This is a genomic window from Cytophaga hutchinsonii ATCC 33406 (assembly GCF_000014145.1).
GTDB lineage: Bacteria > Bacteroidota > Bacteroidia > Cytophagales > Cytophagaceae > Cytophaga > Cytophaga hutchinsonii.
In genome coordinates this window covers 792068-816011 of the sequence record NC_008255.1, presented here as the reverse complement: position 1 = coordinate 816011, position 23944 = coordinate 792068, and the positions used below count along the sequence as shown (strand labels likewise).

Annotated in this window: 24 protein-coding genes; 14 read left to right on the top strand and 10 right to left on the bottom strand. The window is 38.4% G+C overall.

Annotation, left to right across the window (positions count from 1 at the left end):
* Window positions 1–140 precede the first annotated feature (140 nt).
* The 8 genes from CHU_RS03530 (at window position 141) to CHU_RS03495 (ending at window position 9230) form a co-directional block, all read left to right on the top strand.
* Complete coding sequence (locus CHU_RS03530; protein ID WP_011584119.1) at window positions 141–1001, top strand: hypothetical protein; 861 nt, start codon at window positions 141–143, stop codon at window positions 999–1001.
* A gap of 17 nt (window positions 1002–1018) precedes the next feature.
* A complete protein-coding gene (locus CHU_RS03525; protein WP_011584118.1) occupies window positions 1019–1429 on the top strand; it encodes an acyl-CoA thioesterase in 411 nt (136 codons plus the stop codon).
* A gap of 17 nt (window positions 1430–1446) precedes the next feature.
* Entirely contained in the window at window positions 1447–1680 is a 234-nt protein-coding gene (locus tag CHU_RS03520; RefSeq protein ID WP_011584117.1) for a hypothetical protein, read from the top strand.
* 127 nt (window positions 1681–1807) lie between these two features.
* The gene (locus tag CHU_RS03515) at window positions 1808–2281 is read left to right on the top strand and encodes an OsmC family protein (protein WP_011584116.1); all 474 of its coding nucleotides are present in this window, start codon (window positions 1808–1810) and stop codon (window positions 2279–2281) included.
* 217 nt (window positions 2282–2498) lie between these two features.
* Window positions 2499–3293 carry a hypothetical protein gene (locus tag CHU_RS03510; RefSeq protein ID WP_011584115.1) on the top strand — a complete coding sequence of 265 codons (795 nt, stop codon included), beginning with the start codon at window positions 2499–2501 and terminating at the stop codon, window positions 3291–3293.
* Window positions 3260–5356 carry a PAAR-like protein gene (locus CHU_RS03505; RefSeq protein ID WP_011584114.1) on the top strand — a complete coding sequence of 699 codons (2097 nt, stop codon included), beginning with the start codon at window positions 3260–3262 and terminating at the stop codon, window positions 5354–5356. Before CHU_RS03510 ends, CHU_RS03505 begins: the two co-directional genes overlap by 34 nt.
* Entirely contained in the window at window positions 5356–6384 is a 1029-nt protein-coding gene (locus CHU_RS03500; protein WP_011584113.1) for a DUF2931 family protein, read from the top strand. Before CHU_RS03505 ends, CHU_RS03500 begins: the two co-directional genes overlap by 1 nt.
* A 644-nt stretch (window positions 6385–7028) precedes the next feature.
* Window positions 7029–9230: a M6 family metalloprotease domain-containing protein gene (locus CHU_RS03495; RefSeq protein WP_011584112.1), complete on the top strand. Its 2202-nt coding sequence runs from the start codon at window positions 7029–7031 to the stop codon at window positions 9228–9230.
* 311 nt (window positions 9231–9541) lie between these two features.
* On the opposite strand, the gene CHU_RS03485 is transcribed toward CHU_RS03495, so the two are convergent.
* Together CHU_RS03485 and CHU_RS03480 are read right to left on the bottom strand one after the other, a co-directional pair.
* Window positions 9542–10744 carry a PLP-dependent aminotransferase family protein gene (locus CHU_RS03485; protein ID WP_011584111.1) on the bottom strand — a complete coding sequence of 401 codons (1203 nt, stop codon included), beginning with the start codon at window positions 10742–10744 and terminating at the stop codon, window positions 9542–9544.
* 467 nt (window positions 10745–11211) lie between these two features.
* Entirely contained in the window at window positions 11212–11832 is a 621-nt protein-coding gene (locus CHU_RS03480; RefSeq protein ID WP_049755437.1) for a membrane receptor RagA, read from the bottom strand.
* Window positions 11833–12014: 182 nt separating this feature from the next.
* On the opposite strand from CHU_RS03480, the gene CHU_RS03475 reads away from it, so the two are divergent.
* The 5 genes from CHU_RS03475 (at window position 12015) to CHU_RS03455 (ending at window position 16024) form a co-directional block, all read left to right on the top strand.
* Complete coding sequence (locus tag CHU_RS03475; protein ID WP_049755436.1) at window positions 12015–12416, top strand: ArsR/SmtB family transcription factor; 402 nt, start codon at window positions 12015–12017, stop codon at window positions 12414–12416.
* Window positions 12417–12500: 84 nt separating this feature from the next.
* On the top strand, window positions 12501–12806 hold the full coding sequence (locus CHU_RS03470; RefSeq protein WP_011584108.1) for a (2Fe-2S) ferredoxin domain-containing protein: 306 nt from the start codon (window positions 12501–12503) through the stop codon (window positions 12804–12806).
* 1 nt (window position 12807) lies between these two features.
* The gene (locus CHU_RS03465; protein ID WP_011584107.1) at window positions 12808–13503 is read left to right on the top strand and encodes a YjjG family noncanonical pyrimidine nucleotidase; all 696 of its coding nucleotides are present in this window, start codon (window positions 12808–12810) and stop codon (window positions 13501–13503) included.
* A gap of 23 nt (window positions 13504–13526) precedes the next feature.
* Window positions 13527–15146 (top strand): L-glutamate gamma-semialdehyde dehydrogenase, encoded by a 1620-nt coding sequence (pruA, locus tag CHU_RS03460; protein WP_041932165.1) that lies wholly within the window; start codon window positions 13527–13529, stop codon window positions 15144–15146.
* Window positions 15143–16024 carry a helix-turn-helix domain-containing protein gene (locus tag CHU_RS03455; RefSeq protein WP_011584105.1) on the top strand — a complete coding sequence of 294 codons (882 nt, stop codon included), beginning with the start codon at window positions 15143–15145 and terminating at the stop codon, window positions 16022–16024. Before pruA ends, CHU_RS03455 begins: the two co-directional genes overlap by 4 nt.
* A gap of 70 nt (window positions 16025–16094) precedes the next feature.
* Here the strand turns inward: CHU_RS03455 and CHU_RS03450 are convergent, their stop codons facing one another.
* The 3 genes from CHU_RS03450 to murF form a co-directional block, all read right to left on the bottom strand.
* Window positions 16095–16508: a GxxExxY protein gene (locus CHU_RS03450; RefSeq protein ID WP_011584104.1), complete on the bottom strand. Its 414-nt coding sequence runs from the start codon at window positions 16506–16508 to the stop codon at window positions 16095–16097.
* Window positions 16509–16665: 157 nt separating this feature from the next.
* On the bottom strand, window positions 16666–17103 hold the full coding sequence (locus tag CHU_RS03445) for a heme-binding domain-containing protein (protein WP_011584103.1): 438 nt from the start codon (window positions 17101–17103) through the stop codon (window positions 16666–16668).
* Window positions 17104–17148: 45 nt separating this feature from the next.
* Window positions 17149–18429, bottom strand: a complete 1281-nt coding sequence (murF, locus tag CHU_RS03440) for a UDP-N-acetylmuramoyl-tripeptide--D-alanyl-D-alanine ligase (protein ID WP_011584102.1) — start codon at window positions 18427–18429, stop codon at window positions 17149–17151.
* 57 nt (window positions 18430–18486) lie between these two features.
* Here murF and CHU_RS03435 point away from each other — a divergent pair, with 57 nt between their 5' ends.
* Entirely contained in the window at window positions 18487–18954 is a 468-nt protein-coding gene (locus tag CHU_RS03435; RefSeq protein ID WP_177254136.1) for a hypothetical protein, read from the top strand.
* 129 nt (window positions 18955–19083) lie between these two features.
* Here CHU_RS03435 and CHU_RS03430 read toward each other — a convergent pair whose 3' ends face one another.
* From CHU_RS03430 to def, 5 genes are all read right to left on the bottom strand, one after another.
* Window positions 19084–20028: a polysaccharide deacetylase family protein gene (locus tag CHU_RS03430; RefSeq protein ID WP_011584100.1), complete on the bottom strand. Its 945-nt coding sequence runs from the start codon at window positions 20026–20028 to the stop codon at window positions 19084–19086.
* A 190-nt stretch (window positions 20029–20218) separates the two neighbouring features.
* The gene (locus tag CHU_RS03425) at window positions 20219–21226 is read right to left on the bottom strand and encodes a bestrophin family protein (RefSeq protein ID WP_011584099.1); all 1008 of its coding nucleotides are present in this window, start codon (window positions 21224–21226) and stop codon (window positions 20219–20221) included.
* A gap of 17 nt (window positions 21227–21243) precedes the next feature.
* Window positions 21244–22014 carry an amidohydrolase gene (locus tag CHU_RS03420; protein WP_011584098.1) on the bottom strand — a complete coding sequence of 257 codons (771 nt, stop codon included), beginning with the start codon at window positions 22012–22014 and terminating at the stop codon, window positions 21244–21246.
* Window positions 22002–23153 (bottom strand): methionine aminotransferase, encoded by a 1152-nt coding sequence (locus CHU_RS03415; RefSeq protein ID WP_041932164.1) that lies wholly within the window; start codon window positions 23151–23153, stop codon window positions 22002–22004. Before CHU_RS03415 ends, CHU_RS03420 begins: the two co-directional genes overlap by 13 nt.
* A 174-nt stretch (window positions 23154–23327) precedes the next feature.
* Window positions 23328–23882 (bottom strand): peptide deformylase, encoded by a 555-nt coding sequence (gene def / locus CHU_RS03410; RefSeq protein ID WP_011584096.1) that lies wholly within the window; start codon window positions 23880–23882, stop codon window positions 23328–23330.
* Between the last annotated feature and the right edge of the window lie 62 nt (window positions 23883–23944).

The window sequence follows — 23944 nt, the reverse complement described above, 5'->3', positions numbered from 1 at the left end:
AAACGGAAGGAAATTTAGATTACCACGACTTTGCATAGCCCACGATTTTAATCGTGGGGAACTAAGATTTAAAATAAAAATGCTCCTTACATAAATTGAGGAGCATTTTTATTTATGTAAAATTTGATTTAATATAGAATATGAAAACAGCTGTATTTTTACCTCTTATTATTTTAAGTTTATGTATTGTTTCCTGTAACACCAAAAACTCCTTAGATCCGAAGGTTAAGGATTCAACCTTAGCCGGCAGGGCACAAGATTCAGTAGAGCTGCAGACAATCTCCTTTTTAAAAAGTCTTAATAAAACCGATCTCCTTGAAACGTTTTTAAAACCGGTAAAAATTGTTAACGATACCGCTTTCTGGAAACAAGATCTGGAATCCATACAAATGAAAACCTCGGATGACGATTACATTCATACAGTTGTCGATACCATTTTTAATTTAGGAACAACGCATATTATCTTATTTACTTCATATGAAACATTAACAGATGGCAGCCCTCATTATTGTCATCCGTGTAACGCGGACTATAGCATAGCACATGTAATTCAGGAAGGAGACCATTATAAAATCAAATCTTTTAAAAAACATCTAACCACTAAAGGTACTATGGGCCAGGGTGCCCGCGTGAGTATCGTTGAATTTAAAGATTCAAATAAAAACATATTAACCTCCCTGAAGTTTGAAGATGGATGGATTGGTGGCGGCACAACGATGTCTGCTGCAGAATATTTCAATACAGAAGACTTCTCAAGCTTGATTTATATTGAAACACATAATTCCAACGAAGGCATGTGCGATGAAACAGACTTTAAATGTATTAACAAAACAGAAAGAGAACTTATTCCTTTTGATAGACACCCATCAACAAAACCTGCCATTATCATTAAATACAAACATACCTATTTTGATAAAAAGTTAATCATTATTGAAAAAACGGATACATTAATTTATGATGGATACCATTTCAATAAAGATGCTTACTACGAAGGCGTGTAATATAAAATATTTTCATTATGAACATAGAAAATGCTGCCGTTTTTCATTATCCGTTAACCATCCGTGAACACCACCTGGATACATTCGGTCATGTAAACAATGCTACCTACCTAAGCATCTTAGAAGAAGCCCGATGGGAATTGATCACACAAAACGGTTACGGGCTTTCTTACATCCGTGAAACTGGGCTTGGACCAACCATTCTTGAGATCAATATTAAATTTCTGAAAGAACTTCGCCTGCGGGAACAAATCAGTATTGAATCGCAAATGCTTTCCTACGAAGGTAAAATCGGTAAGATTGTACAGAAAATGCTTCGCAACGGAGAGCAATGCTGCATTGCTGAATTTACAGTAGGCCTATTCAGCGTGAAAGAACGTAAGCTTGTATTACCCACTCCGGAATGGCTTAAAGCAATTGGTTTATAACATTTCAACATAGTATTATGCCACAACAAGACGACCTATACGATATACTATTTGACGAAATCAAAAAAGACAGAGATGTTAAAGACAAAGCTCCTTTATTAGGCGACCTCTTTATGATCAATGAAGAAGCAGAAACGAAGGCGAAGAAGATTGCTGCGTACGATCGGTTAATTAAATATTTCTCTCACCGTGCAAAATGGGATGAAGAAATCATTCAGTACTTAAGCAATCGGTATGCGCAGATAAAATAGTTTTCTGTTATTAGGTACTAGTTGTAGATGATAAAAGTACTATATTCCGAATACTCAGAACAAAGAAGCCAAGTCAATAACCTGCATACCGTAATATAATTTACATTTAGTTTAACATACAATATTTATGTCCACGCTACACACGTATAAATCAAAAATAATCTGGACGGGGAATACCGGAATGGGCACTACGGATTATAAAAGCTACCATCGCAGCCATATTATTTCAATAGAAAATAAAGCAGACATACAAGCTACGTCCGATCCGGCTTTCAGAGGAGATAAAACAAAGCACAATCCGGAGGATCTGTTTTTATCATCACTCTCCTCCTGCCATATGTTATGGTATCTGCACCTATGTTCCAGCGCCGGTATTGTAGTAGTTGCATACGAAGATACCCCTATAGGTATTATGGAAGAATCCGATAACGGCAGCGGAAAATTTATAAACGTTACTCTGCATCCCATTGTCACCATTACCGATATCAGCCGCATAAAAGAAGCGAATGCCTTACACCAGGAAGCGAACAAGATGTGTTTTATTGCAAACTCCTGCAATTTCAACATCAGTCATGAACCTGTTTGTAAAAGCATTCAGTAACAGGTTTATACTATGCTTTACGTTTTAACATTATTTTTAATCTATCACTGATTTATATTCTCAACCAAATATTAACATACGTTAAAATCGAATTTATCCATACGTTTATTCATTCAAACACATCTCATTTTTATTTTATTCGTCTTATCTTACAACGAAGTTTTTTACGGTTCTTTCATAAGAACTATTTTTGAATACTTTTTAATTTTTAATACATATGCTTCAGAAATCTGCTATTCAGGAACCAATATACATCCGGCCTCTTCCGTTTGGGCATACGCAGACCATTGCTTTTGCATATGTCAAAGAATTAATCGATGACCAGGGAAAGCCTGCGTCAACTACATTTCACAGAACGGTTGAAATTGTTTCTTTTGGTGAAATTGAAGGTAAAAGCAAGTATTGTTTAACATGCCTTCATGCATATTTTACAGATATCCGTCAACCCGATCCTTCAAGAAGACTGCAATTACTATTGTCAGAAGTTTTTGACCTGCTGGTTGTAAGTACCGACAAAACAGGGAAGATTATTCAGATTCATAATTTCGGCTATTTGCAGCAAGTATGGAACGTGCACCGGATTGAAATTTTACAGGATCATGATGATGAAGCATATCGTATGTATATATCTGACATGGATACATTGATGCAGAATCAGGAAAGTATTATTTCATATCTTCTACTGCCATCGAACTACGGTTTATATTTTAATGGCTATAAGAATTTTAATTTAAAAGAACCGATCCATCATGTCAGAAGTGTCTATGAAGAAGATCTTTCATCCATCAGCATGGAAGAAAAGCTGCATATTCAGTTAATCACAACAGACACACAACAGCACGTAACTCTTCAGATAAAAGGTTCGGAAGTACCTCAACATCTCTCCTGCACAGGAAGCTGTATGTACTTAGATGGGCAACTTGATGTTTGTTTCAAAGAAATCAAAACAGAATGTTTCACTATTAATTATTCAGCAACATGGATTGGTTTGAAAAAATCATTTATTCAATAGCTTCATTTTTTATGCTTTCAAATATGGAATCAAAACCGTTTGATAACGCAAATGATCCTGCCGGCCCGGATGCATCACCCGAAGAAAAGGTAATTATTGCAGAGCAGCAAAAAAAAGCAGAAATAAAAAAAGAAGTTAGAAAATCAGATGAAAAACAAAAACTGGTTGTGGATGGAGCAAAATTGCAGTGTACCTTATGCAGCAATCCACAAGGTATATTAAAAGTAACGTACGACACGCCTGCAATACAGGGAAAGCAGGCTGCAACTGTAGTAGACAAAGGTAAACCTAATGTGCTGTTCCCGGGCACCTGTTCCAAAAGCTTCAACTCATCTTCCGCCTGTGCATCTGTTATACAGCTGGACAAATGGCAGCATACCGGTAGTTTTAAAATACAGAATGAATCTCCCTTACTGCTTAAAAGTACAATCAAATGTTTGTATGGCGGTGTAGATATTAAAATAACCGATAGCGGACAGCGAAATAATTTTGCGTACGATCTTCCTGCACAAATAGCAGAAGAAGATCCGGAAGAAAAAATAGCTATTGCCATCAGCGTTTTTTTTGATGGAACCGGAAATAACAAGAATAATACCGAAGCCCGTCTGGAATACGATAAAAAGATGCGCCGTAAGCCTTATAACGACAAGGTTTGGCCGTATGATGCCACAAAAGCCGGCTACTATGAAGCGAGCAGCAATAAAAAGGACGACAGCTATGAAAATGATTTATCCAACGTAGCACGCTTATTTAAATACTACGAAGAAGATACAACGCACGCAGCAAACAGGCGCGGCGCAGTATACGTAGAAGGCATCGGCACAATTGATTACAAATCAGATAACTTATTCCCCGGTGTGGCGCTGGGTGAAGGTTCTACAGGCATCTTAGCTAAGGTTGAGAAAGGGTGTCAGCAGACGGCAGAGAAAATCAATGCAATCAATTTAAAAGGAAAGAGAATTACAAAACTTACCATTGATGTATTTGGTTTCAGCCGTGGTGCGGCGGCAGCGCGTAATTTCATCTATGAAATAAACAAGCCCGGCAAACCAGCCTATACAGGCTATTACAATACCGGCTATGCAGTATCAGGATCTTATGAAGTAGCTGCTGAACCGGCTAACGGTGCTTTGGGAAAATACCTGAAGAAATACGGTGTTGAATTTGAAATGCTGGAAATACGTTTTGCCGGTTTATTTGATACCGTTTCTTCTCATGGCACAAATAAATCAAATGATGTAGCAGACCTTCGTCTCAATGCAGTCAGTCATGCAAAATCAAGCCTGCATCTGGTTGCTGCAGATGAACACCGGGAAAACTTCCCTTTGATCCAGATTCAGAGTGCCGGCAGCAAAGGCCTGACCAAATACCTGCCAGGCGCGCACAGCGATATCGGCGGCTGTTATGTGGATCATGCGGTAGAACGTGTGGATGAATTGATCGTTGGCAGCGAAGAAGTGCTCCAAGCAGGAAAAAAACAGCTGATAGAACAAGGCTGGTACCTCGACCGTGAACTGGAGATGCACGATATTATCGGCAAATTATCGGGTACACGTAACTTAAGCAACATGTATAGTTTTATTGCCTTACATGTGATGCGGAATCATGCTTCCCGGAAACCTGTTTATCTGCGTTTCAAAGAAGACTTAGCAAAAGAATTTGAAATCAGAGGAGATTTTTTAAACACCGTTTATAAAAGGTTAAATGCTGCTTTATTCAATAATGCCGCAGCGCTGGAATTTTATACAGGTAACGAATTGGACGAGCAGATTAAAATAGCAAGGCCCGGTTTCAAATCCAAAACGTTTGACACCACTCCTATACTGTCCGGTCCGCAAGGGTATTCAACATCCGTAGTTCCAAAGATGCAAGCACCGATTCCACTGCCGCTAAATCCGGATGCGTTTGCCGATTATCCGGTATTAAAACAGCGGATTGAAGATCATTACATGTTACTGGAATTACGGAATAAGTATTTGCATTGGTCGGCTAATTATGACGGCATTGGCATGGACCCAAACATACAATCAGGAAAAAGAAGAAGAATTAACTATACAGGATAATGAAAAAAACAATTGTATTAACACTGTTATTTGCTCTTTTGCAAATAACCATTACTTCATGTCAGACAACAGCAATGGAAACAGAAAAATTTGAATGGCTCCCGGGCGTAGGTGCACCCAAAGGGTATCCCGTACGCATACACAGCGGAGATTTTTATAATGGCACTACCTGGGTAAGCATACCCAATGGAGGAATTTTAGAAGAAGGCTGGGGCGCAGATGGCATGACCATGGCTGTAGGCGAAGATTTCAAACCCATACCGGAACGTTTTAAAATCACTTATTTATCTTTTATAGAAAACCAGTTTTATACCGGAGAGTTTATATTTCCGCATGACAGCGTAGTCAAATTATTTAGAGAAGAATTTAACAATAGTCCTTATGTTCCTAAAGAATCTTTTCGATCTATTATTTTAGGATTTGCACCTGGAGGAATGATTGTTATATGGCTTAGATCTTCCGAAAGGCAAATTGAAGTTGGCAGATATCAGGCAACAAAAACCGATATGGACTGGGAGTTTTTCAATCCGCAGGGCGAAGAAGACAGAAATAAATATGTGAATTATGTATTAGGAAGACGACCGGAAGCATTAAAACACAAAGAAGAAGGATTTAAATTTGACTTATGGGATAGTTATCGAATAAGATATAACTGGCGACCTAAAATTATATTAAGTGAAAATTCGCGCCTGCATGAAATATTCCTAATCCAATTCAATGCAGAATTTGAACACATAACAGGTGAAAAATTAACCAAAAATTCATCCCAAAAAAGAGCTATTCCACATGATATTCTTTTCAGATATTATGATGCCGCGGGGAATAAATTTGCCGGGGAATATTTTTTTGATGAAAAAGAAATTTTCAATGCATATAAGGAAGTTTATAAAAACAATCCGGATCAGGAAGTAGAATTTGTATTTGAATTAAGTTCGGATAAAACCAAATTTATCATTTATCTAAAAAATACTACTGAACAGATTGCACTTTTAAAGTGCAGAGGCAAAATTAATAGATCGAGCGATTGAGATTTCATTTTAGCATTGCAATAAAAAGAGAGGCTTTCAACTAGCCTCTTTTTTTTATTACAAATGCATTACAATACTACTATTCTTTAACTATCCTTTTCATACTGCTTCCCTGTTCTGAAACATTAAAAAACCACTGCGCTTCTTTGAAAGAAGCGCTCCAATAAAACGTATGACTACTTTATTTTAATAGAACACCTTTACACAAAATTCTATTCTCTTTGGTGTTATTCATTTGTTGAAACACTCTTGTTTACACAATAAAATGGGCCTCTTGTATAATTCGTATAATAATTTATTTTTTTCTCATACGTGTTTAAACCTACGTATTTAAAGGGATATACCATTGTTAAAAAATAATAAATACTACTGTGCTTTATTGCTAAAACAATTTCTTCTGCTTTATATTGACCATTCAGTTGTATATATACAGCCTTTTAGCAGCTATTCTATTTTCATGTAACTTAAACCCCTACCCTATGCCTATAAAAAAATTATTTAGATAAGTTCACTTGTTATTCCATTTAAAAAGGATTCATCTTTCAACATGCTGACTATTTTTACCGGAGCTGGGCAACAACCCTTTGAAACATTTTCATTCGATTTTGAATTTTATTATTTATTATTTTTAAACAACCGCCTTTATGAAGAAAAAACATACAGCATATAAAACGATATTGAATATCCTATGTGCTTTTTTAATAACCATGGCTGCACATGCAGCTCCATACTTTGGAACTGAATTTAAATTAAAACAACCCGATGCAAGTCTTGTGACTGTAAAAGTATGGGGCGATGAATTTTATCAGCGTGTAGAAAGCATCGATGGTTACACGCTTACACGAGATACAGCAGGATGGATTACTTATGCAGTACTTTCTGCCGACGGGAACTCATTACTTCCAACCGGAATTATATATACTGGCCGAACAGCAACGCTTCCAGACATTCCAAAGAAAATAGATATCAACCGAACCGCTGCGGACCAAATCCGTGCAGCAAACAGGGTTCGTCTGAATCCTCCAGTTACAGGTTCTGCAAACCAGCGCAGTTCAACATTTCGTGAGGCTGCACCTTTAAGCGGTACTGCAAAAGGATTGGCTATTCTGATTGATTTTTCTGATGAACCAAGGGCCATTAGCAGAGATTCGATTGAACGTTTTTTTAATGAGACAGGCTATACAGATTTTGGAAACAATGGATCTGTACATGACTACTATTGGGCTGTATCAAACAATCAATTAAACTATACCAATGCTGTTTTAGGTTATTACAGAGCGATCCATCCTAAGACCTATTATGAAGATACTATAAACCCGCATGTAGCTGAATTAATTCACGAGGCATTAACATGGGCAGATGCACAGGGCTTTAACTTTTCTACGCTTTCTGTTGAAGGATCTTCCATAAGGGCGATTAACTTAATGTATGCGGGCTATCCTACCATGGGCTGGGCGAAAGGACTGTGGCCGCATGCAGGCGGTTACAATGACTTCAGTGCAGACGGTGTAAACTCCGGGGCCTATCAGATGACCAATATAGGTGAAACGCTTACGATTGCAACTACCTGTCATGAAAACGGACACATGCTGATGCATTGGCCTGATCTGTATGATTATGATTACAATACCAGCGGGAGTTCGTTAGGCATCGGCAATTATTGTCTGATGGCGTATCAGGGTTCTTCTACTAATCCTGTGCCGCCTAATGCCTATTTAAGAATAGATGCCGGATGGGAAGATTATACCGATATCACAGCTACAACCGGAACGTTTGCTACGTATTCTAATTTTAATCAGTCATACATTATTAACAATCCATCCAACAGCAACGAATTGTTTGTAATTGAAAGCAGAACACGTACAGGACGCAGTGCCTCGCTGCCTGACGATGGCCTGCTGATCTGGCACATCGACAAAGCAGGGAACAACAGCGCAAACGAAATGACAGAGGACAGACACTTCTTTGTCTCCCTCGAGCAGGCAGACGGCTTGTTTGAATTAGAACACGACGTTAACGGCGGTTCATACGGTGACTTATACAAAGCAGGTTACAAAACCAGATTCAATGATGAAACCTTGCCGGATGCCCGCTGGTGGAATGGCTCTGAATCCGGTATCCGGCTTCACAGTGTAAGTGCTGTAGGTGATACCATGACATTTAAAATCGGAGGACCTGAACAATGTACCTACGGCGCACCGCTGGCAACTGCTTTACCATCGATCTCGTATAAACAATACACACATGCATACGTACTCGGCGACGGAGGCCCTGACCTTTCTGCTGTAAGTCTCTTTGCTATTCACTGGGACCTGCAAAATAATGGATTGTGGAATTTTTCTTTCAACCTGTTCAATACGGCGCCTTATTATATTGATCTGAAAGCAAACAGTACACACACATTCGGTTCTGCATCCCCTTCTGTTACCTTAAACAACACAGGTATTGCAGGACTTGATGGCGATTATTATGTTATCACAAACAATGGGAATTTTGTACTCGTAAATAAGAATGGTGATTTCACCATTTATTTCAGCAACGACATTATTCCGCCTGCATGCGGTGATACGCAAGCCAGAATGAGCAATGATGCTACCGATGTTTCGGCAGGAACAAATCTTTCACCCAACCCTGCTTCAGAGTCTGTTCAGATCACATCCGACCTGAATCTTGAATCGGCTACAATACGAGTTGTAAATGAACAGGGACAAAACATTGGTGTTCCATATACCACAAGCGTCAATAAAATTGATGTAAACATCAGTGCACTTGCAAAAGGTTTCTACCTGGTTACGGTTACGCAGGAAAGTACTATTGCGGTTAAAAAATTAGTTGTAACGAAATAATTACAGATGCATTTTTCTACTGAAAACGCCTTCCAATGGAAGGCGTTTTTTATTTAACATTACAACTATTCAGGATAATAGCTTTCACCTTTTATGGTTCTTAACCATCGAATAAAAATCTTTCATCCCTTCATCCATCCAGCATTTACACTTCCTCCGGAACTTTTTTTTCGATTTGTATAAAAACCCATTTATACTAAAATATATCCGTGCCTGAATTAAAAAGATATTCCGTTGTATCTCCGCCACATTCATGTAACGGATTACTGCAAGTATGTTATTTCTCATAATTTCAAAAAATAAACTTCCTGCTATACTTCTACCAGACTGGCAACCATACCCCCCAGTGTATTCATGGCTTTGCGCATGGCCGCTTCTTCTACATTTGAATAATTCAAACGCAGTGTCTGTGTATCCGGGTTACTTGCATAAAATGCATCTCCGGGTACAAAAATAATATCCTGCTCAATTGCTTTCGCTAACAATTCACGCGCGGTAATTTCTTCCGGCAATGTTACCCACGCAAACATACCTCCCTGCGGATGTGTATATTTTATAGATGACGGGAAATACTGTTTCAGGCAACTCATCATGGTATCACGTTGAAACCGGTAAACATCCTGTATGGTTTTAATATGTGCATCTACTGAATACGCTGTTAAAAACCGATACAAAATATGTTGTGTCAAATTGCCGGAATGTAAGTCTGACGCCTGTTTCATGATCGTTGCTTTGCGGATGATTTCTTCGCTCGCTACCATCCAGCCTAGGCGTAAACCTGGTGCAATGGTTTTAGAAAAAGAACCTAATAAAATTGTTTTCTCCGGCATAAAACTATACAACGGCGGAAGTTCTTCTCCATTAAAGAATATATCTCCATACGGATCATCTTCAATAACAATCGTATTGTATCTGCCAAGTACCTGCATCGCCTGCTCCCGAATTGCTTTACTGTAGCGGATACCTGTTGGGTTCTGAAAGTTTGGAATGCTGTAAAATAATTTTATCGGATTAGACCATAACTGATCTTCCAGGTCATCAATATCAATCCCGTCTGCATTCAATAGTACTTCCTGAAAGTTTGGCTGAAACATAGACAGGCACTGCAACGCACCCAAATAGGTAGGGCGTTCCATCAATACATGATCGCCGGGATTGATAAAGATTTTACCGATCAGATCAAGCGCCTGCTGAGAGCCGTTTGTGATCAGGATCTGTTCAGGCGGAATGTCTAAATTATACCGCTGTCGATACCGGTGAGAAATAAATTCCCGCAACGGATAATACCCCTCCGTTGATGTATACTGCAATGCCTGCATCCCCTCCTGTTGGAATACACGTGCCGCTGAAAGTTCTAATTCTTTTACCGGAAAGAATGCCGGATTGGGCAATCCGCCTGCAAACGAAGTAATGGCGGGATTTGAAGCAACTTTTAAGATTTCCCGAATGAAAGATTGCGGAACACTGTTTACACGATTTGCGAATAGGTTTGTTGTTGTACTTGTAGTTTTCATATAGCTATTTTAAAATGATGACAAAGAAAAAGGCCTTCCATTTTCACGGGAGGCCTTCAATAAATCAGTAACATAATACGATATATTTATTCCACCCAGACTCGGATATAGACTGCCACGACTGCCGCTTTCAGAGAGGCAACAGAGCATTTCCAGATATGTGTGTGCGATAAAATCATTTTACATTTTTGTTTAATAAAAAAAGCCCGACTAATCCAGACGGGCTTTTTGATATATGTATGGTTATAAATATACCTATATAGCCCGCCCAGTCACGTGTGATGCGACTGCCCAAAGGACTGTAAGTGTACATTTATATGTTGTGTTCATAATCCAAAGGTAGAAACTATTTTTTCATTTTTCCAAATTTGCAATTGAAATACTGAAAAATAAATTTAAAATCTGTGCTGATTCAATTTAAAACTATTTTATTTAGTTCAATCTGTTGTGCATGTTAGGCGGACTGCTTACTCATCATCCGGAATAACCTGATTCGGATAGGTCTTTTTGAGATCTCCTCTTTTCACGCCGTCAATAAAATTTTTCCAGGCAAAAGGATTGGTAAGCGAAAGTGTCGGAGAAAAATATTGATTTTCTGTTGAAAGCGTCTGCTGCTGCAGATAGTATCTGGAGTTTGCATGTCCGTCTGCACCCATATTATACATCATGCGTTTCAGCACCTGCTCATTCAGGTTGTTATGCATATTGGTATATTCTTTTTCAGGCAGCTGAAGTGCAATGAATGCTTCTTTGAATAAACGTTCTGTAGGCCAAGGTGTAATTTCTATGATGGGCATGTACAGTGTGTCTTCCAGAATTTCAATAATTACCGAAACCTTATCTTCCAGTGTATACGGAACAATAAAATTCTTTTCTTTATAACCTACCGATTTAATTACTACACTATCACCCGTCAATACTGCCATAGAGAAATATCCGATCGCATTTGACATCGTACCGCGCCCTTCTTTAGGCACAAAAATATATACTCCAGGGGTCCCATACGCACTATCACCAGATACGATCAAACCTGAAAATTGAATGATTTTTCTGGGAGATTGAGCCTGTGAAACTCCAAATACCAGCATCAATCCAACACATGCTATAAGTTTTATAAATATATTTTTTCTCAACGAACTATATCAATTAATACTACAAGGTAAAAAATTACGGGCATCAATACTATCTTGAACAGCATTTAAAGCGAATTATTGTGTAAAATAAGGGTTTTACTCTAAGTAATTCAGTATATTTGATTAGGCGAATATACATGATACGATTAAAAACAGTTGATATTCAAAAAGGTTCCGAGATCCTGAAAGCGTTTAGCGACGAATCCAGAATACGGATTTTAAATCTTATTTTGATCAATGATGAAATGTGTATTTCCGATCTGGAACTCATCCTTGATTATACACAAACAAAAACTTCACGCCATTTAAGCATTCTTAAGTCTATTGGTCTGTTAAAATACCGTAAAGTAGATCAATGGGTGTATTATTACATCAACGAAACCTATATTGATATTCTTAAGCAGTTGTTCAGGCTATTTGGAAAAGAGCCTCAGCTTTATAAAGACCTGATCGAATACAGAACACTATATGCCAACAATGAACTGGCTATCCGGAAACAACACATCCGGAAAAAGATTTATAAAGTTCCGGATCTGTAATTTGCCTTTAAAAAACGAAATACCTTCCCATACTTCCCGGTCTAACACATCCGATTTAACTGAAACACGTATACACCAACACATATGAAATTTAAAAAGCACGTTTTCATTTGCACCAACGAACGTCCGAATGGAAAAGAATGTTGTGGAGAAGAGCGCGGCATGGCGCTTGTAGAATTATTTAAAAAAGAAATCAGAGAGCGTAAGCTTGCTGTCGATATCCGCGCGCAACGTGCCGGCTGTATTGATGTCTGTGCAAACGGCCCTGCGCTCGTTGTGTATCCGGAAGGTGTTTTTTATGGAAAAGTTGAACCGGCAGATGTCGCAGAAATTGTTGAAAGCCATTTAGTAAATGACATCGCGGTTGAGAGGTTGAAATTAAAGGTATAATATGAAAACATATAAAACGGTATTCTTCGATTTAGATCATACGTTATGGGACTTCAATTTAAACTGTGCCGAAACGTTGCAGGAATTATATACGATATATGAATTAGCGCAATTTGGTTTTAGTGTTCCTGATTTTCAAAAAACATACCGGCATATCAACGACAGCATGTGGGCTGGCTTCCACAGAAATGAAGTAACAAAAGAAGAACTGCGTACAGAACGTTTTCCGCGTACGTTCCAGATGCTGGGTATTCATGCAGATAACGTACCGGCACGCATTGATACACATTTCATAGAATTATGTCCGACGAAACCACACGTACATGTTAATTCATTTGAGATTTTAGATTATCTGAAGGAGAAAGGTTATTCCTTGCATATTATCACAAATGGTTTTTCTGAAACGCAGCATGTTAAAATGAAACATTCCGGTTTGGAAAAATATTTTGACAGCCTCATTCATGCAGATCATACCGGATACAAAAAACCGGAACCCCAGATTTTCGAATATGCCCTGCAAACAACAGGCAGTGCTGCTGAAACGAGTATCATGATTGGTGATGATCTGTATGCAGATGTGCTCGGTGCAAAATTAATGGGTATCGGAAATGTATTCTACAATCCGGAGAAAAAAACACATACAGAAGACATTCAGTTTGAAATAACAAATTTAATTGAATTAAAGCATATTTTATAATACGTTTTTAAACCGCAGTGCAGATGACTATTAAACCGGAAAAAATAAACGAAACCCTGTTGCACTATGCACCCGGCTCTGCGGAGCGTTCTGCCGTTCAGCAAAAAATAACTGAACTTAAAGCTGCTGAAGTAATCATACCCATGATCATTAATGGGAAAGAAGTATTTACCGATCAGCATGTCCGTATAGCACCTCCGCATGAGCATGCCTATACACTGGGTTATTTCTGCGAAGGAAAAGGGGTACATGTTTCAAATGCGATCTCGGCAGCGCTGCATGCCAAACACAGCTGGGCAGTCAAATCACTGAAAGAACGGGCAGCAGTATTTCTAAAAGCTGCAGACCTGATTTCTACAACCTATCGGGCAGAGATCAATGCCGCTACCATGCTGGGCCAGTCTAAAAATGTGTACCAGGCTGAAATTGATTCGGCCTGCGAACTGATTGATTTTTTCCGTTTGAATGTGGCTTTTGCGTATGAAATTGAAACCATCCAGCCATGTTCGCACGAAGGTATCATTAACAGAATGATCTACCGTCCGCTCGAAGGATTTATCTTTGCTTTAACACCCTTCAACTTTACAGCCATTGCAGGCAACCTGCCTGCTGCACCCGCATTAATGGGCAATACGGTAGTATGGAAACCCGCATACACACAAATCTATTCCGCGCGTATCATTATGAAAGTTTTGATAGAAGCGGGCTTGCCAAATGGTGTCATTAATTTAATCTATACAGACGGACCAGTAACCGGGGATATTATTTTTCAGCACCGGCAATTTGCAGGACTTCACTTTACAGGAAGCACAGCTGTATTCAAGCAGATTTCAACAACCATTCACAACAACATTGACCTGTACCAGAATTTTCCGCGTATTGTTGGCGAAACAGGCGGAAAAGATTTTGTACTGGCACACGCCTCCTGCGATGTACAGGCTTTATCTGTAGCGCTTGTGCGGGGCGCTTTTGAATACCAGGGACAAAAATGTTCTGCTGCTTCAAGAGCGTATATTCCAGCTTCCATCTGGCCTTCGGTTAGGGAACATATCGTTCATATGCTTGATGAAATTAAAATGGGAACGGTAGAAGATTTTTCAAATTTCATAAATGCTGTAATAGACGAAAAAGCATTTGATAAAATTGTACGCTACATCGATGCTGCTAAAAAAGATCCGGAAGCAAGTATCATCGCCGGCGGAAAATATGATAAATCCATCGGTTATTTTATTGAGCCTACAATTATAGAAGCCAGCAATCCGCAATACGTTACCATGCGCGAAGAGATTTTCGGCCCGGTACTTACTGTGTATGTATATAAAGATTCCGAATGGAACCAGGTACTGGGTATAGTTGACACAACTACACCGTATGCGCTTACCGGAAGTATTTTTGCTGCAGATAGCGCAATCATTGAGGAGGCTAAAAAAGCCTTGTATTACAGTGCAGGAAATTTATACATCAATGATAAACCTACCGGCGCGGTTGTGAATCAGCAGCCTTTCGGCGGTGCACGCTTATCCGGCACAAACGACAAAGCTGGCTCTGTTTTAAATTTACTTCGGTGGGTGAGCCCGTTGGTCGTAAAAGAAAATCTTTCGCCGCCGCACGATTATACCTATGATTTCATGAAGCTGCAATGAAGCATAAACCCGAACATATTCCTGTTTATTCCATTGATAAGTTTTCAAAAAAAACGGCCGATGGTGCGCAATACAATGTTGAAATTTTTAATAAAGACCGAGATTTCAAAGTTGCCTATCCGCACCGCCACGATGATTTCTATGAAATTCTATTTATAACAAAAGGCACCGGCACGTATATTATTGACCTGCAGGAATACGAGATCAAACCAAACACCGTATTCTTTCTGTCTCCGGGGCAAATCCATGAAATTTCTTTCTCACCGGATATTTACGGATACATCTTTTTATTCAGCTCCGGTTTTTATTTATCCAATAAAAATGATCCGTATAAATTATTTGAGTTCCCTTTTTTCTATTCGCTGCAATACAATAATCCACCGTTGTATTTAACAAAAGCAAGCGCTATCGAAGAACTTGATTCGTTATTTAAAAAAGCAATCCTTGAAGTAAATACAGATGCCTTAGACAGTCAGGAAGCAACGCACGCCTTACTGGATCTGATCCTGATCCAATGCAAACGCCTGTATCCACAGGCAGACGGAACGCAATTAAAAAAAGGACACATTTTAATTAAACGTTTCAAACAACTGATCGAAGAAAAGTGCACGGAGAACATTGGCGTAAAAGAATACGCCGACATGCTGCATGTAACGGCCAATCATTTAAGTGAAACGGTAAAAGAATTTACCGGACGTACGCCAACGGATTTTATCAACGACCGGATGACACTTGAAATAAAGCGGCTCTTAACACATACGCAACTAACGGTGCAGGAAATTGCCTTTCAACTGCATTTTTCAGATCAATCGTATTTTTCAAAGTATTTTAAAAAGACCAGCGGTGTGTCGCCGACCGAATACAGGAAGATTGTCTGAATTAGGATTAGTAAGATTTAAGAATTAAAAGATTATAAATATTTAAGAATATATCAGAATTAAGAGATAATCACTCTTTGCTTATTTTTCGGAATGAACTATTGTCTATGTGATTTAAATTATATACACGTTTAAATTCCATACTTCTTGAACCAAAATTTATCAGCAATCCTGATGGCAAGTTATATGCTTGACAATAATTCATAGCTTGAGCTAAGTGACAATCATCAAGTTTAGTTATTGCTTTTAATTCAACCATTATTATATTTTCAACGAAAAAATCAACTCTTCTTTTACCAATATCAATTCCCTCATAAAAAATTATCATTTCCATTTCTCTTTGGTAACCTAAGCCTTGTCTTTCCATTTCAATAGCTAATGCTCTTTGATAAATAACTTCTTCGAATCCATTTCCTAATGTACGGTGTACTTTCATCGCACAACCTATAATTTTGTGTGTTATATCTTCCTGTTGCATTTTCATTGGCTATTCACGGCGGAATAGAATTAGTAGAATTAAAAAATTAAAAGACTATAAAAAAATGTTTAAATCATATATCAGAATTAAGATTCGTAAAATTACAGAAATCAATTAAAAATCCTATAATCCTTAAATCCTACAAATCTTAATTCAGACAATCTTATTTAACCGTCTGCAGCCAGTTCAGTAAAAGTGTCTTTTGTTCCGGTGAAAGTTTAGCATCATTATGTGCCAATGTATAAGAAGATAACGGCATTTCGCCTTCTTCCACTTCCCCATACATTTCATCTAATTTGTGATCCTGTCTTTCTTTTTTATACGTTGACCAGATCGAATAATTCAAGTGCTTTTTACCATCATTCACATGGTCTTTTGCCCACCAGGAAATCGGGGCCACATTAAAGTACCAGGGATATTTGGTTTCATTTGAATGGCAATCGTAACAAGCTGTTTTTAATATGGCAGCAACCTCTACCGGAGGTTTTGTGATCGTAATAAAATCCTGTTGGATATCTACAGGCGGATTTGTTTTATCAACCCGTACAAATTGAATCAATACTAAAATTACTACCAGACTTACAACAATTTTCTTTTTCATAGTCATTCTAATGCTTTCTACTATTTATTTATATAAAGACATTGATTACAGCAAGGGCATCAAACTCTCCAAACCCATTCCCCGTGAGCCTTTCAACAGAATTGTACTGTTTAAAATCTGATTGGATACCAGAAAATTCACTGCTGCTTCTTTTGTATCCATATATGCAGCAGCGGTACATTCCTTTGAAGCAGCGGCCATATTTTTACCGATCAATATGATCTTTGTATCTGTCAGCAAATTCAATAAAGCGCCGATATTAGCATGCTCTACTTCACTTTCTTCACCCAGTTCGTACATATCACCTAAGATCACTACTTTGTTTTCTTTTTGCAGGGAAGCAAAATTTTCAATCGCGGCGCGCATTGACGTTGGGTTTGCATTATATGAATCCAGGATCACTTCATTTTTTTCCGTCTTAACAATCTGAGAACGGTTGTTTGTAGGATCGTATTGTTCAATCGCCTGGTTGGCTGCGATAGAAGGCACGCCAAAATATTTACCGATGCATAAGGCGGCAAGAATATTATCGAAATTATAATCCCCTACCAGTTTTGTTTCTACGAGTTCTTCGTTGCCGGCAATGAATGCTACGAAGGGATCACTCTTTAAAAATTTTGCATTGTAGAAATCACTGTTGCGGCCATACAAAACCGGTGCTTCAAAGGGCGACATTTCCATCAGGTGTTCGTTTTTAGAATTGATAAAGGCAATGCCGTTTGTTTCAAATAAATACTGATACAATTCCCCTTTACCTTTTTTCACGCCTTCAAAACCGCCGAAGCCTTCCAGGTGTGCTTTACCCACATTATTAATCAAACCATAGTTTGGTTCAACAAAGCTGCAATACGAAGCAATTTCTTTCTGGTGGTTTGCCCCCATTTCAACAATCCCGAATTCAATGCTTTCATCCATGGCAAGCAATGTTAACGGAATACCTATGTGATTATTCAGATTGCCAACCGTGGCATAGGTTTTATATTTTTTGCTCATCACGGCATTCACCAATTCTTTGGTTGTGGTTTTGCCATTTGAGCCTGTAATAGCAAGAATGGGAATGCCGAGTGTGCGGCGGTGCAGGTTAGCGAGCTGCTGCAAGGTTGTAAGTACATCATCTACCAGTACATAGCGATCGTCCTGCACTACTTCTGCTTCATCAACAACAACATACGCTGCCCCCATTTCCAAAGCAGTTGCAGCGAAGGTATTTCCATTAAAATTAGGTCCTTTTAACGCGAAGAATAAATCTCCGTTTTTTACTTTTCTTGTATCTGTGGTAACGGAACGGCTTTCTAAAAAGCTTTCATACAAAAATGCTAACTCCATATTATATTGTATTTTACCAAAAATAATAGATATTACTTAAAGATTTCAAAACTGCTTATGTTATTTCTTCAATTAAGCATCAATCCTGCTGCCAGTTCCTTTAAACATTCTACCTGGATCGAATATATTCAGGCTGAATTTCCGAAGGCTGAGACAATAGAGGTTGATAATTATTCTGAACTGTATTTATATCAGCATATCCTGAATTGGGTGTTAAAATCGGATGCACCGCTGGCGTTGCACATTCAGTGTATTGATTCAGAAGCTCCTACCGGCGCAATGTTCCGGTTTTTACAGGAACTTTTTCAAAAGAAAATTCCGGTTTGTATAACCGTGCTTGGTAAACATGCGGGTATTGAAAAATATATCAAAGCATTTGCAGAATATAAGGTGGTTGAAACGGAGAAAGAAGCACTAGCGCTGCTAAGCTTAAAGCGGGGGGCTGAAGATGCAAAGCTGAAGGAGCAAACCGGAATTGATCTTTCGGGATTGGCTGGTATAATGCAGTCAAAGACTACGGAATAATACACACCAGTCTAAAGACTGGCGCGAGAGGAGAGACTGGTGCGAGAGAGATAATTATTTTATAAAGCATATATTTTACTTAGACCGTTATCGATAAATCAATACACCTGTAACATAGCCGAAAATAAATTATTTATCATTAGCCATATTTACAATAATGTTTGGAGTTTCAATATCTCCAGTAAGTAATTCATTACTCAGTCCTCTGCTCAAACCACAACGAAATATCCAGGAAAGACCTTTCCTGCTATAAACAGTTATTGGCTCTTGATATGCTTTATCTTCCAAGGCTTTAGACTGGGAAACAAAAGTATAACCATTGCGTTGATACATAGCGGCCAATTCATCCATATAATCTGAATTAATTAAGCTTGCATGAATCAATAGCGTTTGTGTAATCCTCCTGTGAAAAACCTCCTGCGATTTCTGTTCAAAATAAATAAGTTTTTTCTCCATGTATTCTAAATAAGACCGGCCAATATATTTCTTTAAACTATCATTTTTTTGTGCATATGCCTTGTGGTATGCTTTAGCAAAAAGGTAATCATCATTATCAATAGTTACCGGAGATACTACATACTGATTCATCACTAGAAATTCGGCCAAAATATCACTCTTTTGCGCTGTAATACCAGTGTGTAGATAAGGGTGCCTAAAATATTTTAAGGTGTCCTTATATCTTTTAAGCAGTTCACTCGTGATTAATCCGCCTTTTAAAATATCCTTAAAATATATTGAATCTGGTACATTATTATAGTCGAGATGAGAGTATGTATGATTACCCAATTCAAAAACATTATCAAGCCACATTCTGAGCAATTCAATTTTACTTGAATCCAGTTTATTGTTTTTATATAACTGGCCTTCTACTACATATCCGATTGCTGGTATTTGATATTTTTTAAATGCTTGTATCAATCCATTCGTAATGGTGTAATCCAATGGAATTGAATTATCTCCATATGTTACAGTAGGTAAATCATCTACTGTTATGCATAGGTATTTAAGTTGCGCCCATGACTGAGCGCTACAACATAAAAGAAAGGTGATTATAACTATGCGTACTTTAATCATTGAAAATTATAGTTTGTTAAGTATGAATATGCTAAATAATCACCACTTTTATTTTGTGCATATCCGTAAACAAAAATAACAAGTATCTTCTACCGGTTGATATAAACTCAGGGATTGAAAAATAAATATTGTTTATCTGTCCAGCCTTTTCCTGTTCCATAATCTGTTTAAAATATCTTGCAATAAAAATTTACAAAATAATATTATTGATTGGCTGTAATGATGGCGGCAAATCTGTCTCTCCAAGCATTTCCCTCAGGTCAATTTCAATCGTGCGGCTCATTTGTGAAATAGGAACATCGTTTGCACTTCCTTCAAACGGATTTTCGGTGCTCTCTCCCACCTGCTCCAGCGAAGTATATACCCAAGATATTAAAACGCTGAATGGAATAACAAACCAAACCATATTACCTTGGAGCATGCCTGTAATACCATCATTCAATTTGTCAAATTCTTTTAACATACTAAATGGTAAAAGAAAGCAAAACAGTTTGATAAATAATGAATTGATGGTTGCGAATTGTCTCGGATAAGGAAAGTTCTTTATGCGTTCACTGCGTCCTTGCTGATCAAAAAAATCTCTGATTGCCCGTTGCATTTCTACAAAACGATAATCATCTATTGCCCTACGATCATATAATTCTTTAATCGTTTTACTTTGTAAACTTAATAGTTGTGCCGCTTTATTTTTAGTTGTTAAAATATATTTCAATTCATCTGCTGAAAGATATTTTTCTAACTCTGTTTCTAAAGTTGTTTCTTTTTCAGGGATTGTATAAAATGCTTTATACTCCTGGTTATATTCTTTAGTAGTGGTTTCCCAGGACCTGCTATCCCGCATGGCATAACGTAAAGCTGTAAGCCACGCAAAATGGCGATAAACAAGTTCTTTTGATTTTTCCGGATTATCTAAAAAGTCTCTGCTTATTGTACCCCAGGAGCGGCTGCTATTAAGAATTGCTCCCCAGATCTGTCTTGCTTCCCAGGTGCGATTATATGTTTGTGTATTTTTAAAACCCACTATAAATGCTGTTGCTGTACCTAATAAGGCTACAACCGTCCAGGGGATTGCAATAAATTTCAAATTAAAAATTTGATACAACACAACCGGCATAATGCCGATTAGTAAAAGCCAGTAGATGTTTCTCCTTGTCCAAAAAAGAAATTCTGAGAGTTTATATGCTTTACCTGAATGCATAAAATTATTATTTTGAATTACAACGTAAACGCATCTCCATCCAGATACGCCGGAAACACTTCCCTGAAATTTTCCAGTTCTTTTTTAGACAGTACAACCGTTTCGGTTTTTTCTTCGCTGTTCAGTTCAGCTAACGGAACACCTTTAAAATCCTGCACAACAGAATCACCGGAATAGACAAGTCCTAGGCCATCGGTACCGATGCGGTTCAGACCAATCACATAGCTGATGTTTTCAATGGCACGTGCCGGCAACAAACTCTTCCAGGCATGGGCACGCGCTTCGGGCCAGTTCGCAACGTAAATAGCCAGATCATATTTGTTATTGGTATTTCTGGACCAAACAGGGAAACGCAGATCATAACAGATAAACGGTGCGATTTTCCAGCCGTTGTATTCTACCACTAATTGTTTTTTTCCTGCTGTATATACTTTATGCTCATCCGACATGCGGAAAGAATGGCGCTTGTCATATGTATAAAATTTTCCGTCGGGCTGCATCCACACCAGGCGGTTATAAAAATGCGTCCCTTCTTTGATGCAGTAACTGCCCACGATGCACGCGCCTGATTGTGCAGAAAGTTGTTTCATCCATTTGAACGTATTCAGGTTCATAGGTTCTGCAAACTGCTGTGCATTGTTTGTAAAACTTGTCGTGAACATTTCCGGCAATACAATAACATCTGTTTTGGAGACACCTGAAATTTTTTCTTCCAGCATGGCCCTATTGGCTACCGGATCTTCCCAATACAAGGGTGTCTGGATAAGTGTTACACTTAGATCTTGCATAAAATATGAGCAGCTTTAAGGAGTGTTTCTTCTTTCTTCGCAATACAAAAGCGAAGCAGTTTGTGATCTGTTTTATCGTTGTAAAAAACAGAAACGGGAATAGATGCCAAACCAAATTCACGTGTTAAACGGGCAGCAAAATCCAGGTCGTTTTCATCGCTGATATTTTTATAGGAAAGCATTTGAAAATATGTTCCGCTGGCAGGAATCACGTCAAATTTACTTTCCTTAATATGCCGTAAAAACAGGTCGCGTTTGTTTTGAAAAAATGCCGGCAACGATTCATATTCATCTGTTTTTTTCATAAAATCTGCTACAGCAAACTGCATGGGAGCAACCGGAGAAAAGGTGTTATACTGATGCACCTTTTTAAATTCTTTCATCATGTATGCAGGTGCAAGACAGAAGCCCAGTCGCCAGCCCGTTACGTGATAGGTTTTCCCGAAGGAACCGATTATAAAGGCCCGTTCTTTCAGAACAGGATTCCCGGAAATACTTATATGTTTATTTCCATCAAAAACAATATGCTCATATACTTCATCACTCAGCACATACAAGCCGGGGTATGCTTCCACCAGCAGTTGCAACTGCTCAACATCCTTTGCTGTAAGAATTGAGCCCGTTGGGTTGTGCGGCGAATTAATGATTATGAGCTTGGTACGCGGTGTAACTTTTGAACGGATCAGTTCCCAGTCATAACTGAAATCAGGCAGCGTCAAAGGTACAAACACTGCTTTTGCTTTACTCAATTGAATGGCTGGCAGATATACATCAAAGCAAGGTTCCGGAATAATTACTTCATCATCCTCGTGCAGAATGGAAGTAAGAGCCGTGTAGCACGCTTCTGTAGCACCGCAGGTAATGGTTATTTCTGTATCCGGATCGTAGGATAAACCATAAAGTTTTTCGGTTTTTTCAGCAAGGTTTACAACCAACGGACGCACACCTGCAAGCGGTGCATATTGATTAAAGCCTTTCAGCATATAATCATGTACCAGCCGGATCAATTCTTCTGAAGGGGCGAAATCGGGGAAACCTTGTGCTAAATTAACGGCTTTGTATTGCTGTGCCAACGCAGACATGGTTGAAAAAATATTAACACCTATATCGGGCAGCTTGGATGTGTAGGATTGTTGCATGGATTTTTTAAGAAAAGAACAAAGCAACTGTTCGGTCAAATCAGTTATTGGCAGCCTGCGCTTGTTACGTTCAATATTTAACGTAATACGTAAACGAACATCAACAACGGGTTTGAAGCAACTTATTATATAAAGACTGAAGCATGCAGTTAAGGTGCATGCTTCAATTGATTTTTATTTTTTAATCGGGAATTTCATACGATACGATGCGTCGCAATCGCCTTTACTGATGTTGGTTAGTTTCCCTTTTAATAACCGTTTTTTGATCGAAGATAAATGGTCGACAAACAATACGCCTTCAATGTGATCGTATTCATGTTGGATCACACGGGCTGTCATGCCGTCAAATTCTTCCACATGTTCTTTCCAATCGGTATCGAAATAACGGATCCGAAGATTCGCCGGACGATATACGTCTGCACGTACCCCGGGAATACTCAGGCAACCTTCTTCATACGGCCATTCATCGCCCCACTCTTCTTCAATAACCGGATTTATAAATGTTTTACGAACAGGAGTTATTTTTTCATCGTCGAAAACGGAAGTATCAATAACAAACATGCGTAGGTTTAATGCAACCTGAGGCGCAGCAAGGCCAACGCCATGCGCGTTTTCCATTGTTTCAAACATGTCTGCAGACATCTTGACAACATCCAGGCTTCCTTTTTCAATGTCTTGGGCAACTTTCTTCAACACAGGATCCCCGTATGCCACAATCGGATAAATCATATTTTCTATTCAGTATTTTCCCAAATATACGAATTTTTGCTAAAAGCAGAAGGCTTAAAACA

Excerpts from the sequence above, each read along its gene's own strand:
- CHU_RS03530 (WP_011584119.1), top strand. The coding sequence starts at position 141 with ATGAAAACAGCTGTATTTTTACCTCTTATTATTTTAAGTTTATGTATT.
- CHU_RS03525 (WP_011584118.1), top strand. The coding sequence starts at position 1,019 with ATGAACATAGAAAATGCTGCCGTTTTTCATTATCCGTTAACCATCCGT.
- CHU_RS03520 (WP_011584117.1), top strand. The coding sequence starts at position 1,447 with ATGCCACAACAAGACGACCTATACGATATACTATTTGACGAAATCAAA.
- CHU_RS03515 (WP_011584116.1), top strand. The coding sequence starts at position 1,808 with ATGTCCACGCTACACACGTATAAATCAAAAATAATCTGGACGGGGAAT.
- CHU_RS03510 (WP_011584115.1), top strand. The coding sequence starts at position 2,499 with ATGCTTCAGAAATCTGCTATTCAGGAACCAATATACATCCGGCCTCTT.
- CHU_RS03505 (WP_011584114.1), top strand. The coding sequence starts at position 3,260 with ATGGATTGGTTTGAAAAAATCATTTATTCAATAGCTTCATTTTTTATG.
- CHU_RS03500 (WP_011584113.1), top strand. The coding sequence starts at position 5,356 with ATGAAAAAAACAATTGTATTAACACTGTTATTTGCTCTTTTGCAAATA.
- CHU_RS03495 (WP_011584112.1), top strand. The coding sequence starts at position 7,029 with ATGAAGAAAAAACATACAGCATATAAAACGATATTGAATATCCTATGT.
- CHU_RS03485 (WP_011584111.1), bottom strand. The coding sequence starts at position 10,744 with ATGAAAACTACAAGTACAACAACAAACCTATTCGCAAATCGTGTAAAC.
- CHU_RS03480 (WP_049755437.1), bottom strand. The coding sequence starts at position 11,832 with ATGCTGGTATTTGGAGTTTCACAGGCTCAATCTCCCAGAAAAATCATT.
- CHU_RS03475 (WP_049755436.1), top strand. The coding sequence starts at position 12,015 with ATGATACGATTAAAAACAGTTGATATTCAAAAAGGTTCCGAGATCCTG.
- CHU_RS03470 (WP_011584108.1), top strand. The coding sequence starts at position 12,501 with ATGAAATTTAAAAAGCACGTTTTCATTTGCACCAACGAACGTCCGAAT.
- CHU_RS03465 (WP_011584107.1), top strand. The coding sequence starts at position 12,808 with ATGAAAACATATAAAACGGTATTCTTCGATTTAGATCATACGTTATGG.
- pruA (WP_041932165.1), top strand. The coding sequence starts at position 13,527 with ATGACTATTAAACCGGAAAAAATAAACGAAACCCTGTTGCACTATGCA.
- CHU_RS03455 (WP_011584105.1), top strand. The coding sequence starts at position 15,143 with ATGAAGCATAAACCCGAACATATTCCTGTTTATTCCATTGATAAGTTT.
- CHU_RS03450 (WP_011584104.1), bottom strand. The coding sequence starts at position 16,508 with ATGAAAATGCAACAGGAAGATATAACACACAAAATTATAGGTTGTGCG.
- CHU_RS03445 (WP_011584103.1), bottom strand. The coding sequence starts at position 17,103 with ATGAAAAAGAAAATTGTTGTAAGTCTGGTAGTAATTTTAGTATTGATT.
- murF (WP_011584102.1), bottom strand. The coding sequence starts at position 18,429 with ATGGAGTTAGCATTTTTGTATGAAAGCTTTTTAGAAAGCCGTTCCGTT.
- CHU_RS03435 (WP_177254136.1), top strand. The coding sequence starts at position 18,487 with ATGTTATTTCTTCAATTAAGCATCAATCCTGCTGCCAGTTCCTTTAAA.
- CHU_RS03430 (WP_011584100.1), bottom strand. The coding sequence starts at position 20,028 with ATGATTAAAGTACGCATAGTTATAATCACCTTTCTTTTATGTTGTAGC.
- CHU_RS03425 (WP_011584099.1), bottom strand. The coding sequence starts at position 21,226 with ATGCATTCAGGTAAAGCATATAAACTCTCAGAATTTCTTTTTTGGACA.
- CHU_RS03420 (WP_011584098.1), bottom strand. The coding sequence starts at position 22,014 with ATGCAAGATCTAAGTGTAACACTTATCCAGACACCCTTGTATTGGGAA.
- CHU_RS03415 (WP_041932164.1), bottom strand. The coding sequence starts at position 23,153 with ATGCAACAATCCTACACATCCAAGCTGCCCGATATAGGTGTTAATATT.
- def (WP_011584096.1), bottom strand. The coding sequence starts at position 23,882 with ATGATTTATCCGATTGTGGCATACGGGGATCCTGTGTTGAAGAAAGTT.